Raw genomic sequence first — 15369 nt, forward strand, 5'->3', positions numbered from 1 at the left:
GAGAATGAGGGTCGGTCCGAATCTGTCTGATATCCAAGACTTGCCGAGGAGATGGCATGGGAACGAGCAGTGACGTCCCGGCGTTGCGCCGAGGTTTGGCGGTGTTGCAGCTGCTCGCGGGGCGAGCCGGGCCCATCTCCGCCTCGACCATCGCGCGCGAGCTCGGCCTGCCCCGGTCTACCACCTATCACCTGCTCGGCGAGCTGGAGGCGGCCCGGTTCGTCACCCGACTACCCAGCGAGCGCCGCTACGGGCTCGGCATCGCCGCGTTCGAGCTCGGCTCGGCCTATCTGCGCCACGACCCGCTAGAGCGGCTTGCGGGGCCGTTGCTGCGCGAGTTGGTCGAGGGGGTCGGGCACAACGCGCACCTGGGCGTGCTGCACGGCAACGAGTTGCTGTACCTCATCAAGGAACGCCCGCTGCGCCCGGAAACCCTGGTCACCGGCGTCGGCGTGCGGCTGCCCGCGCATCTGACCGCCTGCGGCCGCGCGATCCTCGCCTACCTGCCCGCCGCACAGATCCGCGCGCTGTTCCCGTCGGCGGCCTCGTTCGTGCGCCGCACCGAGCGCGGCCCCCACTCGCTCGCGTCGCTGCGCACCATCCTGGCCACCGAGCGCACTCGCGGCTGGGCCTGCGAAGACGGCCACGTGACACCCGGCTTCGCCTCGGTCGCGTATCCCGTCTTCGACCACAATCAACGACCCATCGCGGCCATCAGCGTCACATTGCGGCATCACTGCGAGGCCACGCCGTGCCCCGCCGACTGGACGCCACTGGCCGGCCGGGTGCGGACGACCGCCGACAGCCTCACGCAGCGCATCGGCGGCCGGGCGACCTAGGGCTTGCGGCCGACGCCGCCCCACGCCGCGGAGGGTTCCTCGCTGGTGGATTCGGAGTCGGCCCGCCACTGGTTGACCGGCACGATGCCGGGCGGCACGAGCTCGAGATTCTTGAAGACCTCGCGGACCTGATCGACGCTGCGCACGTAGTACGGAACGGCACCGGTTTTGGAGTAGTAGTCCGACAACCGAACCAGCCGAGGGTCTTCGGTGGTTCCTTCGTACATCGCGAAATAACTTCCGGACGGAATGGCTTCCTGTAGCGCGCCGGTGATCCGGAGAACGTCGTCCCAGGTGCGCGCGTGACCGAGAACGCCCATGAACATTACGGCGATCGGCTTGTTGAAGTTCAAAATGTTGCGCGCTTCGGTGACCACCTGATCGGTATCGTGGAAATCCGCTTCGATTAGTGCGGTGACGCCTTCGTCGGTGGTATTGATCAGCAACGCGCGGGCGTGCGCGAGCACGAGCGGATCGTTGTCCACATAAACGATCTTGGCGTCCGGCGCGACGCCCTGCGCGACCTCGTGCGTGTTCTGCATGGTGGGCAAACCGGTGCCCACGTCGAGGAACTGCCGGATGCCCGCCTCCTCGGCGAGGTAGCGCACCACACGTATGAGGAACCTGCGCGATTGCCGGGCCATCGTGCCGATATCGGGATACACCGATATCCCCGACTCGCCGGCTATCCGATCGACTTCGTAAAAGTCCTGACCACCGAGCCAGTAATTCCAGATTCGTGCGGAATGGGGTACATCGGTGCGGATCAGCCGATCGCTTTCGCGGACCATGATGCGGCTCCTCGAGAGGTGGTACGTGCGGCTGACTGTACAAGCGTCCAACGGCCCGCGTCGGTGAATTCAGACATAAACACCGAAGAGTCAGATTGGACACGAGTCGCCTGTTCCGCGAAGGCACGGAAGTCGGTTCTCGCCAGCCCGGTGGGCTTCGACACTCTACATCCACCGACACCCCGGATTGTGACCGGGAACACCCAGTTGATCGGTTGTGCACAATATAGTTGCGGACTACGTTATTGGACATGACCGACCATCTGTCCCTCGATGAGCAGCTGTGCTTTCCGCTGTACGCGGCATCCCGGGCGATGACCGCGGTCTACCGGCCGAAACTGGAGCGGCTCGGGCTCACCTATCCGCAGTACTTGGTGATGCTCGCCCTGTGGGAGCGCGACGGGCGTAGCGTCGGCGAGGTGTGCCACGCCCTCGCGTTGGACTCCGGCACGCTGTCTCCGCTGCTCAAGCGGCTGGAGGCGGCGGGTCTCGTGCAGCGGCGCCGCGCGGCCGACGACGAACGACGCGTCGATATCCAGCTCACCGAACGCGGACAGGCGCTGCGCGAAGAGGCCCGCGGCATCCCGGCCGAAATGGCCGAGGCCTGCGGCCTTTCCGTCGGCGAATTCTTGGCGCTGCGGGCCACCCTGCGGCGATTGACCAGCGCACTCTCGGCACCACCGATCGAAGGAGAACAGTCATGAAGATCCTGTACACCGCGGAGGCCTTGGCGACCGGCGACGGCCGCAACGGGCACGCCCGCACCACCGACGGCAAGGTCGACGTCGACCTGGCCACCCCGCCGGAAATGGGCGGCAGCGGTGCGGGCACCAACCCCGAGCAGCTGTTCGCGGCCGGCTACGCGGCCTGTTTCCATTCGGCGCTGCGCCTCGTCGGCAAGCAGACCAAGGCGAACGTCGACGATTCCGCGGTCGGCGCGAAAGTCGGCATCGGCCCGAACGACGCAGGCGGCTTCGAACTCGCGGTCACCCTCGAGGTGTCGCTGCCGCACCTGTCCCGCGAGGACGCGCAGGCCCTCGCCGACAAGGCACACCAGGTGTGCCCGTACTCCAACGCCACCCGCGGCAACATCGACGTCAACGTCGTTGTCGCCGAAGACTGAACGAAGGAGCAAAGCATGCGTGCGGTAGTTATCGAAAGCTTCGGCGAACCGAAGAACGTACTGACCACGGCCGAACGGCCGCAACCCGAACCCGGCGAGGGTGAAGTGCGGGTCGAGCTGATCCTCGCGCCCATCCACAATCACGACCTCGCCATCGTTCGCGGCGTGTACGGATACAAGCCGCCGCTGCCCGCCATCCCGGGCACCGAGGGTGTCGGCCGGATCGACGCGCTCGGCGCCGGCGTGACCGGACTGACTGTCGGCCAACGGGTTACCGTCTCCGGCGCGCAGAATGTGTGGGCCGACTACTTCATCGCCAAGGCCGCTCAGGTGGTGCCGGTGCCGGACGCGGTGTCCGACGAGACCGCCGCCCAGTTGCTGGCCATGCCGCTCAGCGCGCTGATGCTGCTCGAGGATCTCCAGGTGGCCGAGGGCGACTGGATCGCGATCAACGCCGCCAACGGCGCGGTCGGCAGGCTGGTGAATGTGCTTGCGCGGCAACGCGGTGTCCACGTGCTGAACCTGGTGCGCGGGCCGAAATCGGTCGAGGCGCTGCACGCCGCGGGCTTCGAGCCGGTCTTCGACACCGAGGTCGAGGGCTGGCGGGACGCGGCCGTCGCCGCCACGTCGGGTGCGCCGATCGTGCGCGCCGTCGATCAGGTGGGCGGCCGCGCGGCCAGCGATGCGATGGCCTTGCTGGCGCCCAAGGGCGAGCTGATCTCCTTCGGTGCGCTGTCCGGCCAGCCGATGACGCTCAACCCGAGTGACCTCATCTTCAAACAGACTGTGGTCAAGGGCTTCTGGGGTTCCAAGCGGATCGAGGAGACCTCGCCCGAGGATCGCAGGCGGCTGATCGGCGAACTGGTGTCCGCGGCGGCGCAGGGCGTGCTGAGGCTCGACGTCGAGGCCGTCTACCCGCTGGACGCGGCGGCCGACGCGGCCGTGGCCACCGAAAGCCCCGGCCGCAGCGCGAAGGTCGTGCTGGCGCCGAAGGTCTGACGCGCTATAGGTCTGACGCGCTACGGGCGCGGTTCGAGTACGGCCATGGCGGCATTGTGACCCGGAATGCCGCTGACGCCGCCGCCTCGGACCGCGCCCGCGCCGCAGAGCAGGACATTGCGGTGCCCGGTCGCGACACCCCACCGTGCGGCCGGGTCTGTCTCGGAATCGTCCGTTCGATAGGGAAAAGCCAAGTCGCGATGGAAGATATGACCGCCCGGCAAACCCACTTCCTGTTCGAGGTCGAGCGGGGTCTTCGCCTCCAGGCACGGCTCGCCGTTCTCGTCCAGGGCGAGGCAATCGGCGATCGGCTCGGCGAGCACCGAATCCAGCTGGGCCATGGTCGCTTTCACGAGTTCGGCCTTCACCGCCGCCGGATCCTTGGCGAAAAGCTTTGCCGGTGTGTGTAATCCGAACAGGGTGAGGGTGTGTACGCCCTGCGCGGCCAGCTCCGGCGACAGGATCGACGGATCGGTCAGCGTGTGACAGTAGATCTCCGACGGCGGCGCGGACGGAATCCGGCCGATCGCCGCCTCGCCGTAGGCGCGGTCCAGCTGTGCGTACGACTCGCCGATATGGAAGGTCCCGGCGAACGCTTCGCGCGGATCGATAGAGGTATCGCGTAGCCGAGGCAGGCGATTCAGCAACATGTTGACTTTGAGTTGCGCGCCTTCGGGTTTCGCCTCCGACGTCTCGCCGAGCAGCCGCGCGAGCTCGTGCGGCGCGGCATTCACCAGCACATGGCCCGCACCCACCACACCACCCGAATAGCTCACTTCGGCTGCGCGACCATCGGTTTCGATCGCGGTGACCGTGCAATCGGTGACGATCTCGGCGCCCGCGGCGCGCGCGGCCTCGGCGAGTGCGTCCGTGAGCGCGCCCATACCGCCCACCGGCACATCCCAGTCCCCGGTGCCGCCGCCGACCACGTGATACAGAAAGCAGCGGTTCTGTCGCAGCGTCGAATCGTGCGCGTGCGTGAACGTTCCGATCAACGCGTCGGTCAGCACGACCCCACGCACCGTATCGTCGGCGAATTCCGACTCGACGATCTCCCCCAGCGGCCGCTCGAACAGGGCCGCCCAAGCAACCTCGTCGTCGATGATGCTCCGCAACTCCGGCCGCGACGGCAGCGGCTGCGTCAAGGTCGGGAACACGCGCTCGGCCAGCCGCCCGGTCATCGCGTAAAACCGTTGCCACGCAACGAAATCCCGATCTGATCCGGTCAATCGAACAAAACTCTCCCTGGTGCGCTCCGCGGAACCGGTATCCACCAGCAGCCCGCCCGCCCCGACCGGCGTATACGACGAAATCCGCCGACGCCGCGTCGCGAACGACAACCCCAACTCGTCGACGATCTGCCGAGGCAGCAAACTCACCAGATACGAATACCGCGACAACCGCGCGTCCACCCCGGCGAACACCCGCGCCGACACCGCCGCCCCACCGGTACCGGACTGCCGCTCCAGCACCGCCACCGACCGCCCGGCCCGCGCCAGATACGTGGCGGCCACCAATCCGTTGTGACCGCCACCCACAACCACCACGTCATACGACGACCGCGTCGGCTTCATCCGTCCTCGATAGCACGGATTCCTGCCGATCGACAGCCGAACAGGAACAAGACCCCGCCCGGTCGGGTAGACCGGACGGGGCCGAGTGTCCCCCAACGAACGCCGTTGGGATCTTCTCCACTACCTACTTGGCCGGGGGCGCCGGGGGCATAGGCGGCTGGGCGATAGTGGCGAAGTACTGAATGGCCGCACCGATGGCGACCGGGGCGGTCACCAGGATCTGGCCCGCGACGGTGCCCAGGGCGCCGACCGCGATGATGCCGCCGAGACAGCCGACAGCCGCGGCCGGGATGAACGGACCGAACATGCCGATGATGGTGGCAGCGGCGGCGGTGGCACCGAGGATGCCGCCGAGCACGCAACCGACGGCCGCGCCGCCGAGGCCACCGACGAGCGTGCCGATGGTGGCACCCATCGAGATGGTGCTCGTCATGCGGGTCCAGGCGGCCTGCTCACGGTCGTAGTCGGTCTTCCACGGCGCCTTGTCCTCGAACGGCAGAGCAACCGGCTTGTAGGTCGCCTTGTCCATCTCGAACTGCGGGGTCAGCGTCGCGGTGTGATCCGCGATATCGGCCACGATCGGGAACTCGAACTCGTCGACCCGGAACTTCAGCGGCGTGCCCGTGAGGGTGCTGCCGTTGGCGGCCTTGATCTTGAAGACACCGTCCTCGACGACCATCGAGCCGCCGTCGGTCTTGACGACGGTCTGGGTCGCGGTCGCGTTGGCGGTGAAATCGATCGCGTCCTCGCCGGCGGGCTGTGCCGCGGCCGTGCCGGCGGCGATGCCGACTGCGGCGGCCACTCCTGCAGCCACCGCAACGATTTTCCTCATCTATACCTTCTTCCTGTGGAGATTCGGCACGCCGAGCGTGCCGCATGCCGGTCGCGGATCGCGCCGACAAGTCAATGCCCGGCGGCCGGTGGCACACCGTGCGGACCGAGTCACAGATCCAGCACGAGCACATCCGATCTCGACCGCGAAACGCACAGCATCATGGTGTTGCCCCGCGCCCGCTCGTCGGCCGTGAGCAGCGAATCGCGGTGGTCGATATCGCCTGCGAGAACGGCTGTTTCGCAGGTGCCACACGTACCTTCGCGGCAGGAGGTGACGATACCGATGCCGGCCCGCTCCAGCACATCGGCGATGGACTGATTCGCGCCGACCTGGAAAGTTCTACCGCTGCTTGCCAATCGGACCTCGAAGGACTCGTTCGGCGCGAATTCCATTGGCCTGGGCACGAATCGCTCCAGGTGTACGGACAGCCCCTGCCTCGCCCCCTCGACCTCGACGGCGGCAAGCAACGGCTCCGGGCCACAGCAGTAGACCGCAGCATCGCTGTGCCCGGCCAGGATGTCGGCCAGCGGGAGCAGGCCGTGTTCGTCTTGCGGCAGCAACTCTGCGGCCGGGTACCTGTTCGCGAGGTCGTCGGCGAACGCCATGTGCGCGCGCGTGCGGCCGCCGTAGTACAGCGACCAGCGCGCGCCTGACGCATCGGCGGCGGCGAGCATGGGCAGGATCGGGGTGATCCCGATGCCGCCCGCCAAGAAAACATACCGCTCGCAATCAACCAGCTCGAAATTGTTGCGCGGCATCGACACTCGCAGCACAGTACCGGCAAGAGCGGTACTGTGCAGATGATGCGATCCGCCACGGCCGCTGGGCTCGTGTAAGACCGCGATGCGCCAGTGGCTCGACTGCGCCGGATCACCGCACAGCGAATACTGACGGACCCCCGCGGCACCCACAGCAACATCGATGTGCGCGCCCGGTGTCCAGCTAGGAAGCTCGCCGCCCGCCGCAGCGGCGAGCTCGAGAGAGAACACGCCCTCGGCTTCGTCACGGCGAGCCGACACCCGTACCGGAATTTCCGTCATCTCTGCCTTCTTTCGCGGGGTTGGTCGGGCCAGCTCACCGTCGCGGACATCCCCGGGCAACGCGCCAAGAGAAAGCGCAGTCGATTCGGGCGATCGACGTTGACTATCGCCCCGACTCAGACGGCCCCGCGGCCCCGAAACTGGCGCCATGACGACTGTGGGGCAATTGGTGGACAAAACCACCCAGTTCATTCGTGACCAGGTCGTTCCGGTGGAACGCGAGGTCATCGTCGACGGGCGGGTGATGGACGACGCGCTGCGCCTCGACCTGCAGAAGAAGGCCAAGGAGGCGGGCGTGTTCGGGCCGTTGTCGGACCCGAAGTACGGCGGGCTCGGCCTGGACACCCGCGCCCAAGCCCAGGTGCTGGAGGCGGCCGGCGCCAGCCTGCTCGGCCCGATCGCGGTCAACGCCTGGGCACCCGACGATGGCAATATCCATCTACTCGCCCACGTAGCCGATGCCGAGCAACAGGAGCGCTACCTCGCGCCGCTCGCGTCCGGTGAGGTGCGCTCGGCGATCGCCATGACCGAACCGGCACCCGGCGCGGGCTCCGATCCCGGCATGCTGCAGACGGTCGCCGAGGAGACCGACGACGGCTGGGTCATCAACGGCGCCAAGCATTTCACCACCGGTGCACAGGGTGCCGCGTTCACCATCTGCGTGGCCAGGACCGGTGACGGACCGACGATGTTCCTGGTCGACCAGGACAACCCAGGCCTGAAGGTCGGGCGCCGGATGCCGACCCTCGACCACACCAGCGCCCCCGGCGGACACTGCGAAGTCACCTTCGCCGACTGCGTCGTTCCTGATTCCGCCGTGCTCGGCGAGGTCGGCCAGGGACTGGTGCTGGCCCAGGTCCGGCTCGCCCCGTCCCGGCTGGTGTTCTGCATGAACTGGCTCGGGCTCGCGGTGCGCGCGCACCACCTCGCCATCGAACACATCAGCAGCCGAACCTCTTTCGGTGTGCCGATCGCCGAACACGGCCTGGCCCAGGGCATGGTCGCCGACAACGAGATCGACATCGCCGCCGCCCGCGGCGTCATCCGCACGGCGGCCGAGACCATCGACGCACAGGGACCCACGTCGTCGCAAGCACGCCACGACGCGTCGATCGCCAAAACCTTCGTCTCCGAGGCGGTGTGGCGGGTGCTCGACCGTGCGGTGCAGCTGCACGGCGGCCTGGGTGTCTGCGAGGACTACCTGGTGGCGCGGTTCTTGGTGGAGGCCAGGGCTTTCCGGATCTATGAGGGACCGTCCGAGGTCTTGCGCTGGTCGATCGCCCGGCGTGCGTTGCGGAATCGCTGAGGCCAGCATGCGCCACCGTGTCATCGCACCACCGCACCGCGCCGCCGCCTCGCCTCTCGTGAGAGCACCGCGACACCGCATTCCGACACAGCAGGGAGTACCGCAATGACCACGCGCGAGATCGCCGGCTTCGCCGCCGCCTACCCCGAACTCGACGGTGCCGCCGTCGACTACGAATACCTGCGGGCCGTGTCGCAGGACATGGTGCCGTTCGGCCGCCACGTCGGCACCCTGATCACCGAGATCGGCCCGGAGCGGGCCGTTGTCGAGATCCCCGCCGTCGACGGCGTCCGTAACCACATGGGCACCGTGCACGCGGGAGCGCTGTTCACCGCCGCCGATATCGGTGGCGCCGCGGCGTTCGTCGGTGCGGCCGCCCCGCGCCTGTCCACCATCGAGCGCCTGGTGCTGCGGGCGGGCACAGCGTCCTACCGCAAGCCCGCCATCGGCCGGATCCGCGCGATCGCCACGATCGACCGGCGCGAACTCGCCGAGGTGCTGAGCACCGGCGTGTCGAACCGATTCGAGTTGTCCGGCAAGGCTGCCCTGGTCGACGACGGCGATGTGGTCGTCGCCAAGTTCACCTTCGACTACGTCTGCGATGTGACGATTCCGGAGGCGGACCGGTGACCACCGCGGCACCCAAGAAGGGCTCGGAGTTCACCAGCCTCGAATCGACCACCGTGACGACCTCCGACGAGGTCACCTTCACCGTCCGCTTCCTGCCGGGCAAGAAGGCGGACGCGCCGGTGGTGCTGATCCTGCCCGCGATGGCGATGAAGGCGAAGAACTACCTGCAGCTCGCGAAAGAGCTTAACGCCCAGGGACTTTCGGTCGCCACCTGCGACCTGCGGGCGCACGGCGAGGCCAAGCCCGAGCTCGGGCTGCACCGCGACTTCGGCTATCGGGAGATGCTGGAAATCGACATGCCCGCGATCGTCACCGCTGTGCGGCAACGCTTTCCGGACGCGCCGATCCACCTGTTCGGGCACAGCCTCGGCGGGCAGGTGGCGCTGCTGTTCGCCGCCGCCGAGCCGGACCGTGTCGCCGGGGTCACCGTGATCGGCACCGGCACGGTGTTCTGGTGGGCGTTCGGCCCGCGGCGTTGGTTCGAGGCGCTGAGCCAGATCCAGTGGATCGGCCTTGTCGCACGCTGGAAGGGCCACTGGCCCGGCGGCGTGCTGATCCCCGCGCCGATGCCGGGCGGCGTCATGCGCGACTGGGCGATGCACTCGCTCACCAGCTACTACCGCCCCAAAGGCAGCGCGCGCCAGTACAACACGCTGCTGCGCACCATGACGGCGCCGGTGCTGGTCATCTCGCTGTCCGACGACGTGCTCGGCCCGAAGTCCAACGTCGACTTCCTGGTCGCCCGGATGCCGGAGGCACACGTCACCCAGTGGCACATCGACGAGGACTCGCCGGTCGAGCATCGCGATCACTTCACCTGGGTCAAGGATTCCCCGGCGATCGCGGCCCGCGTCGCGACCTGGATTGTCGCCGGCGAACTGCCCGGCTGAGGAGAACTGGTGGCAAGACTGCGAATTGACAAGGTGTCGAAGCAATTCGGCGCGACCTACGCAGTGCGCGAGGTGAGCCTGGACATCGCCGACGGCGAGTTCCTGGTGCTGCTCGGGCCGAGTGGGTGCGGCAAGTCCACGCTGCTGCGGATGATCGCGGGCCTGGAGGATCCGACCGGCGGCCTGATCCTGTTGGACGACAACGACATCACGCACCGGGCGCCGCAGCAGCGCGACCTGGCGATGGTGTTCCAGAGCTACGCGCTCTACCCGCATCTGACGGTGGCCAAGAACATCGGCTTCCCGCTGCGAGCCAGGCGCACGCCGCGCACGAAGATCGCCGAGCGAGTGACCGAGGTAGCAGGCATCCTCGGCCTCGGCGAACTGCTGCGTCGCAAGCCCGGCGCGCTGTCGGGCGGCCAGCGACAGCGAGTCGCGTTGGCCCGCGCCATGGTTCGCGATCCCGGCGCCTTCCTGATGGACGAGCCACTGTCGAACCTGGACGCCAAGCTCCGCAGCGCCACCCGCGCCGAGCTGATCGCGCTGCACCGCAGGCTGGGGGCGACGTTCCTCTACGTCACCCACGACCAGGTCGAGGCGATGACCATGGCCGACCGGATCGCGCTGCTCAACGAGGGGCAGGTGGAGCAGGTCGGCACGCCGACCGAGCTGTACGACCGGCCGCGCTCCACCTTCGTCGCCGGATTCCTCGGCGCTCCCCCGATGAACCTCTTCCCCGGCGTCGTCACCGAACGCGGCGGCAAGCTGTTCCTGGTGGCCGACGGCATCGACGTCGAATTGGCCATCACCGCTGCCGATTTCGGAGCCTCCGTAGACGTCATCGCCGGTATCCGCCCGGAGCAGCTTCGGCTCGACATCACCGCAGCCGACATCCGCGGCGAGGTGACCATGGTCGAAAACCTGGGCAGCGAGGAACTGATCCACTTCACCACCGGCGACCACACGCTCTGCGCCCGCGCACCACGGCCCGCCGAGGTGCACGCCGACGACAGCATCGGGCTGCGCGTCGATCCCGCCCACATCCACCTCTTCGACCCCGAATCCGGCCTGCGCATGACCTGGCAAGAGCCACAGCCGGATTCGCTACGCGAGGGCGCCGACGACGTCGTCGCCGTCGCCTGACTCGTGACAACGCTGTCCGACATCACCGAACAATGAGGAGAACACCGTGAACCGCACCGCGCCCATCTTGGGCATGGTGTTCGCAACCACCGTCGCGCTCAGCGCTTGCGGCGGACTCGGGAGCACCAGCACAGATTCGAACTCCAGCACCGCGCAGATCCCGGACTTGAAGCCGGATCAGCACGTGGCCATCGTGTTCGAGTCCTACAACTACGGACTCGCCGGAGCGTGGACCGATACCTTCAACACGCTCATCGGCGACTTCCGCAAGAAGTTCCCGAACATCACGGTGACCGCGCAGAAACCGCAGGGCAACAGCCCGAACCCGGCCACGGACACCATCTCCAGCATCCAGAACCAGACGGTCGCGGGCACCCCGCCGGACGTCGCCCAGCTCGGCTTCAGCGACCTCGACTACACCATCCATCAGCTCGGCGCCAAGCCACTGGACACGCTGGTCTCCAAGCAGGAGGTCCAGCGCAACTTCGACGGCGCCAAGTATCCGTTCGCGCCGAAGGCCCGCACCCTCGCCGATTGGGACGGCCACACCTACGGCGTGCCGTTCGTCTTCTCCACGCCGGTGCTGTATTTCAACGCCTCGCTGGTCACCGAGGCCGGGCTCGATCCGGCCAAGCCGCCGACCACCTGGCAGCAGGTCGCCGAAGCGTCCAGCGCGATCACCAGCAAGACCGGTAAGGGCGGTATCTACGTCGACTGCCTGACGAAGACCGCCAAGGACTGGTGCTTCCAGTCCTTGGTCCGGTCCAACGGCGGCCGGGTCATCTCCGAGGACCGCAAATCGCTCACCTTCGCCGACGCGCCCGTCGTCGAGGTCGCACGGCAGCAACAGCAGCTCGTCGAGTCGGGCAGCATGCCCAAGCTCAACCAGAAGCAGGGCTACGAGGCGTTCGCCCGCGGCGATATCGGCATGATCCTGGAGACCAGCTCGATCCAAGGCACCTTCACCACCGGCGCCAAGGACAAGTGGGACCTGCGGGCCGCGCCCATGCCGAGCTACGCCGGCAAGCCGACGGTACCGACGAATTCCGGTGCCTCCCTGCATATTCTGTCGAACGACCCGGCCAAGCAGCGAGCGTCCTGGGAGCTGATCAAGTTCCTCACCAGCGAAGACGCCTACACCAAGATCGCGCAGGGCATCGGCTACCTGCCGCTGCGCACCGGTCTGATGGATGACCCTGCCGGACTGAAGGATTGGTCCACGAAGAATCCGCTGCTGCAGCCGAATGTCGCCCAGCTGGCGAACATGGAGCCGTGGATCTCCATGCCGGGCACCAACTACCTGCAGATCCGCGACGGCATGATGGACGCGGTCGAGGCGATCGTGTTCCAGGGCAAGGACCCGCAGGCCACGTTGACCGAAGCGCGCGCGCAGGGCGCCAAACTGCTGCCCGCCTCATGAACGGACACAGCATGAACACGCCGGTCACGATCATCCAGCTGACCGACACCCACATCCGGCCCGCCGGAGAAAAGGTGCACGGCAAGGTCGACACCTACGAGAACCTCACCCACGTGCTGCAGCAGCTGCGGGCCTCGCAACAGCGGATCGACGCGCTGGTGCTGTCGGGAGACCTGACCGACAACGGGTCACCCGAGGCGTATCGGCGGCTGCGCGACGCGGTCGAGCCGGTGGCCGCCGAACTCGGCGCGCGGACGGTGTACGTGATGGGCAATCATGACGAGCGCGCGGCGTTCGGCACCGAGTTGTTCGGAAATGATGCCGCGGCAATCGATCCCGATATCACGCACGACAGTGTCACCGAGGTGGCCGGATTGCGGATCATCGCACTCGACAGCTCCACCCCCGGCCGGCACGACGGACGGCTGGAACCGGAACAGCTCGACTGGCTCGCCGAGGAACTGCGCCGGCCAGCGCAGCGCGGCACGCTGCTGGTGCTGCATCACCCGCCGATCCCGTCGCCGATCGCGACCACCGAGTACCTGAAGCTCGAACAGCCCGAGCTGCTCGACGAGGTGCTCTCCGGATCGGATGTGCGGCTGATCGTCTGCGGGCACAACCACCTGACCGGTGCGGCCGCGCTCGGCGGCATCCCGGTGTGGATCGGGCCCGCACTGTCGTATCGGATCGACCCGATCGCGCCGGTCGGCCGGCATCGCGGGCTGGTCGGATTCGGGTACAGCCGCATCGATCTGCTCGGATCGTCGCTGGTGGCCACGGCGATCGAGGCGACCCCCGCCGAAACCGTCTACGACAGAACGGAACAGGACGTGCTCGATCAGCTCGCCGCGTTGGCCGCGGCCGAGACCAGGTAGGTCGATGTTCGTCATCGAAACTCCGCGCGATGCCGAGGAAGTGGCCGAGCCGGTCACCTCCCCGGTGCCGCCGCCGCGCCGCCTCGCCCGGTTCCGCCGGGCGGGGCGGTTCGTGGTGCCGTACCTGTATCTGGCGCCCGCGCTGTTCCTGCTCGTGGTGTGGACCTACCGGCCGCTGGTGCAGGCGTTCGAATTGTCCACCTACTCCTGGAATCTGCTGCCGACCTCGCCGATGAAGCCGGTCGGTACCGGCAATTACGAACGGCTGATGGACCTTCCGGCGTTCTGGAATTCGATCGGCCGCACGGGTGCGCTGATACTGGGCATGCTGCCGTTCACCGTGGTGCTGCCGGTGCTCATCGCGCTGGCGAGCAAGCGGGTGCACGGGCGGGCCAGGACGATCTATCAGGCGTTCATCTTCGTGCCGTTCCTGGTGGCTCCCGTTGCGGCGGCGGCGGTTTGGCGATGGCTGCTGCATCCCGGCGCCGGGTTCATCGACCAGCTGCTCGGCTCGGATCGGAACTGGGTGTACGACGTGAGCACCGCGCACTTGGTGATCATCGCGATCACCGGCTGGCAGCTGCTCGGGTTCTCGGTGCTGGTGGTGTGGGCCGGATTGGCCGGTATCAGTGGCGATTACAACGAGGCGGCTCAGGTGGACGGCGCGAGTCCGGGGCAGATCCGGCGCTGGATCACGCTGCCGTTGCTGTCGCCCACCGTGATGTTCCTGGTGCTCACCACCGTATTGCTCAGTCCCGTGCTGACTTTCCCGCTCATCGACTCGATGACGCAGGGCGGTCCCGCACAGGCCACCACGAATATCTATTACCTGCTGTGGGACTACGCCTTCCACAGTTTCGATGCCGGGCTCAGCGCGGCCGCCGGAGTGCTGTTGTTCGCCGGATTCGGTGTGATCGCCGGGATCCTGGTGTGGATCTCGGAAAAGGTTGCCTTCCATGATGATTGATCGATTGCCCAAGACCGCGCAGCGACTGCAGAGCGCAGGCAGCCACGCTCTGCTCGCGGTGACGGCCGTGGTGTGTATTTTCCCGATCTACTGGCTGTTCGCCACCTCGCTGCGCAGGCCGGAGGACGTCACCTCGCTGTCGCCGATTCCGTGGCCGATCTCGTTCGCCAACTACACCGACGCGGCCGCGAAGGTCGACGTGGTCGGGCTGATCGGCAATACCTTCTTCATCGCGGCGCTGTCCGCGGTGGGGCAGCTGCTCGTCGCGCTGTTGGCGTCCTACGCGTTCGCGATGTACACGTTCCCGTTCCAGAAGATCCTGTATCTGGCGTTCGTCGGGACCTGGCTGGTGCCGTTCCAGGTGACCATGCTGCCGAACTATGTGCTGCTCACCCAGCTCGGATTGATCAACTCGCTGATCGGTGTCGTGCTGCCGACGCTGTGCTCGGCGCTGGCTGTGCTGCTGCTGCGTCAGCACATGGCGAGCTTCCCCAAGGAACTGGTCGCGGCCGCCAAGATCGACGGGCGGTCGTCGTGGTCGATCCTGTGGACCGTGGTCGTGCCCAATCTGCGGCCCGCACTGGCCGCGCTCGGCATCCTGCTGTTCATCAATGCCTGGAACGAGTATTTCTGGCCCGCGGTCGTGCTTCGCCAAGGCAACAGCGTGCTGCAGCTCGGGCTGCGGAGCTTCATGGGCACCGAGGGTGATCAGTGGGGACCGATGATGGCGCTGGCGAGTCTCGCCTGTTTGCCTGTTCTCGTGATGTATCTGTTGTTGCAACGCCACATCGTGAACGCCTTCGTAAGGTCGGGACTGAAGTAGTTTCAGGTGGTCGGTTACGAATCGGTGCGCAAACTGAGATTCCGCTCACTCGCCGATGCGGAGACGGCGATCACCGGACATCCTGATCTTGCTGGGAACGTCACGGGCCGGCGA

16 protein-coding genes are annotated in these 15369 nt (G+C 67.1%); 12 read left to right on the forward strand and 4 right to left on the reverse strand.

The genetic code is table 11. From position 1 onward, the window contains the following. Positions 1-56 precede the first annotated feature (56 nt). Positions 57-839 (forward strand): IclR family transcriptional regulator, encoded by a 783-nt coding sequence (locus tag ACFWF1_RS06935; RefSeq protein WP_379286102.1) that lies wholly within the window; start codon positions 57-59, stop codon positions 837-839. Here the strand turns inward: ACFWF1_RS06935 and ACFWF1_RS06940 are convergent. After that, positions 836-1630, reverse strand: a complete 795-nt coding sequence (locus ACFWF1_RS06940; protein ID WP_379286103.1) for an SAM-dependent methyltransferase — start codon at positions 1628-1630, stop codon at positions 836-838. The genes ACFWF1_RS06935 and ACFWF1_RS06940 overlap by 4 nt on opposite strands. Before the next feature lie 251 nt (positions 1631-1881). On the opposite strand from ACFWF1_RS06940, the gene ACFWF1_RS06945 reads away from it, so the two are divergent. Genes ACFWF1_RS06945 through ACFWF1_RS06955 form a run of 3 tightly spaced genes read left to right on the forward strand, consistent with a single transcriptional unit; the run spans position 1882 to position 3752 of the window. After that, positions 1882-2334 (forward strand): MarR family winged helix-turn-helix transcriptional regulator, encoded by a 453-nt coding sequence (locus ACFWF1_RS06945; protein ID WP_379286105.1) that lies wholly within the window; start codon positions 1882-1884, stop codon positions 2332-2334. Next, positions 2331-2753 (forward strand): organic hydroperoxide resistance protein, encoded by a 423-nt coding sequence (locus ACFWF1_RS06950; protein WP_379286107.1) that lies wholly within the window; start codon positions 2331-2333, stop codon positions 2751-2753. The genes ACFWF1_RS06945 and ACFWF1_RS06950 overlap by 4 nt, the downstream gene beginning before the upstream one ends. Positions 2754-2768: 15 nt before the next feature. Continuing rightward, a complete protein-coding gene (locus ACFWF1_RS06955) occupies positions 2769-3752 on the forward strand; it encodes a zinc-binding dehydrogenase (protein ID WP_379286109.1) in 984 nt (327 codons plus the stop codon). A gap of 20 nt (positions 3753-3772) precedes the next feature. Here the strand turns inward: ACFWF1_RS06955 and ACFWF1_RS06960 are convergent, their stop codons facing one another. The 3 genes from ACFWF1_RS06960 to ACFWF1_RS06970 form a co-directional block, all read right to left on the reverse strand. Next, the gene (locus ACFWF1_RS06960; protein ID WP_379286110.1) at positions 3773-5326 is read right to left on the reverse strand and encodes a phytoene desaturase family protein; all 1554 of its coding nucleotides are present in this window, start codon (positions 5324-5326) and stop codon (positions 3773-3775) included. Positions 5327-5450: 124 nt separating this feature from the next. Continuing rightward, the gene (locus ACFWF1_RS06965) at positions 5451-6158 is read right to left on the reverse strand and encodes a hypothetical protein (protein WP_379286112.1); all 708 of its coding nucleotides are present in this window, start codon (positions 6156-6158) and stop codon (positions 5451-5453) included. Positions 6159-6268: 110 nt separating this feature from the next. Continuing rightward, a complete protein-coding gene (locus ACFWF1_RS06970; RefSeq protein ID WP_379286114.1) occupies positions 6269-7201 on the reverse strand; it encodes a PDR/VanB family oxidoreductase in 933 nt (310 codons plus the stop codon). A 148-nt stretch (positions 7202-7349) separates the two neighbouring features. Here ACFWF1_RS06970 and ACFWF1_RS06975 point away from each other — a divergent pair, with 148 nt between their 5' ends. From ACFWF1_RS06975 to ACFWF1_RS07010, 8 genes are all read left to right on the forward strand, one after another. Further along, positions 7350-8507, forward strand: a complete 1158-nt coding sequence (locus ACFWF1_RS06975; protein ID WP_379286116.1) for an acyl-CoA dehydrogenase family protein — start codon at positions 7350-7352, stop codon at positions 8505-8507. 105 nt (positions 8508-8612) lie between these two features. Further along, on the forward strand, positions 8613-9137 hold the full coding sequence (locus tag ACFWF1_RS06980; RefSeq protein ID WP_379286117.1) for a YiiD C-terminal domain-containing protein: 525 nt from the start codon (positions 8613-8615) through the stop codon (positions 9135-9137). Further along, on the forward strand, positions 9134-10027 hold the full coding sequence (locus ACFWF1_RS06985; protein WP_379286119.1) for an alpha/beta fold hydrolase: 894 nt from the start codon (positions 9134-9136) through the stop codon (positions 10025-10027). Before ACFWF1_RS06980 ends, ACFWF1_RS06985 begins: the two co-directional genes overlap by 4 nt. A gap of 9 nt (positions 10028-10036) precedes the next feature. After that, positions 10037-11170 (forward strand): ABC transporter ATP-binding protein, encoded by a 1134-nt coding sequence (locus ACFWF1_RS06990; RefSeq protein WP_379286121.1) that lies wholly within the window; start codon positions 10037-10039, stop codon positions 11168-11170. Positions 11171-11216: 46 nt separating this feature from the next. Further along, positions 11217-12590 carry an ABC transporter substrate-binding protein gene (locus ACFWF1_RS06995; RefSeq protein ID WP_379286122.1) on the forward strand — a complete coding sequence of 458 codons (1374 nt, stop codon included), beginning with the start codon at positions 11217-11219 and terminating at the stop codon, positions 12588-12590. 11 nt (positions 12591-12601) lie between these two features. After that, positions 12602-13465, forward strand: coding sequence for a metallophosphoesterase (locus ACFWF1_RS07000; RefSeq protein WP_379286124.1), 864 nt, complete (start codon positions 12602-12604; stop codon positions 13463-13465). Positions 13466-13469: 4 nt separating this feature from the next. Continuing rightward, positions 13470-14432, forward strand: coding sequence for a carbohydrate ABC transporter permease (locus tag ACFWF1_RS07005; RefSeq protein ID WP_379286126.1), 963 nt, complete (start codon positions 13470-13472; stop codon positions 14430-14432). Next, entirely contained in the window at positions 14422-15255 is an 834-nt protein-coding gene (locus ACFWF1_RS07010) for a carbohydrate ABC transporter permease (protein WP_379286128.1), read from the forward strand. Before ACFWF1_RS07005 ends, ACFWF1_RS07010 begins: the two co-directional genes overlap by 11 nt. Positions 15256-15369 lie beyond the last annotated feature (114 nt).

The organism is Nocardia sp. NPDC060255 (assembly GCF_042727395.1).
Lineage (GTDB): Bacteria > Actinomycetota > Actinomycetes > Mycobacteriales > Mycobacteriaceae > Nocardia.

Excerpts from the sequence above, each read along its gene's own strand:
- ACFWF1_RS07000 (WP_379286124.1), top strand. The coding sequence starts at position 12,602 with ATGAACACGCCGGTCACGATCATCCAGCTGACCGACACCCACATCCGG.
- ACFWF1_RS06970 (WP_379286114.1), bottom strand. The coding sequence starts at position 7,201 with ATGACGGAAATTCCGGTACGGGTGTCGGCTCGCCGTGACGAAGCCGAG.
- ACFWF1_RS06975 (WP_379286116.1), top strand. The coding sequence starts at position 7,350 with ATGACGACTGTGGGGCAATTGGTGGACAAAACCACCCAGTTCATTCGT.
- ACFWF1_RS06940 (WP_379286103.1), bottom strand. The coding sequence starts at position 1,630 with ATGGTCCGCGAAAGCGATCGGCTGATCCGCACCGATGTACCCCATTCC.
- ACFWF1_RS06960 (WP_379286110.1), bottom strand. The coding sequence starts at position 5,326 with ATGAAGCCGACGCGGTCGTCGTATGACGTGGTGGTTGTGGGTGGCGGT.
- ACFWF1_RS06950 (WP_379286107.1), top strand. The coding sequence starts at position 2,331 with ATGAAGATCCTGTACACCGCGGAGGCCTTGGCGACCGGCGACGGCCGC.
- ACFWF1_RS07010 (WP_379286128.1), top strand. The coding sequence starts at position 14,422 with ATGATGATTGATCGATTGCCCAAGACCGCGCAGCGACTGCAGAGCGCA.
- ACFWF1_RS06980 (WP_379286117.1), top strand. The coding sequence starts at position 8,613 with ATGACCACGCGCGAGATCGCCGGCTTCGCCGCCGCCTACCCCGAACTC.
- ACFWF1_RS06945 (WP_379286105.1), top strand. The coding sequence starts at position 1,882 with ATGACCGACCATCTGTCCCTCGATGAGCAGCTGTGCTTTCCGCTGTAC.
- ACFWF1_RS06955 (WP_379286109.1), top strand. The coding sequence starts at position 2,769 with ATGCGTGCGGTAGTTATCGAAAGCTTCGGCGAACCGAAGAACGTACTG.
- ACFWF1_RS06935 (WP_379286102.1), top strand. The coding sequence starts at position 57 with ATGGGAACGAGCAGTGACGTCCCGGCGTTGCGCCGAGGTTTGGCGGTG.
- ACFWF1_RS07005 (WP_379286126.1), top strand. The coding sequence starts at position 13,470 with ATGTTCGTCATCGAAACTCCGCGCGATGCCGAGGAAGTGGCCGAGCCG.
- ACFWF1_RS06965 (WP_379286112.1), bottom strand. The coding sequence starts at position 6,158 with ATGAGGAAAATCGTTGCGGTGGCTGCAGGAGTGGCCGCCGCAGTCGGC.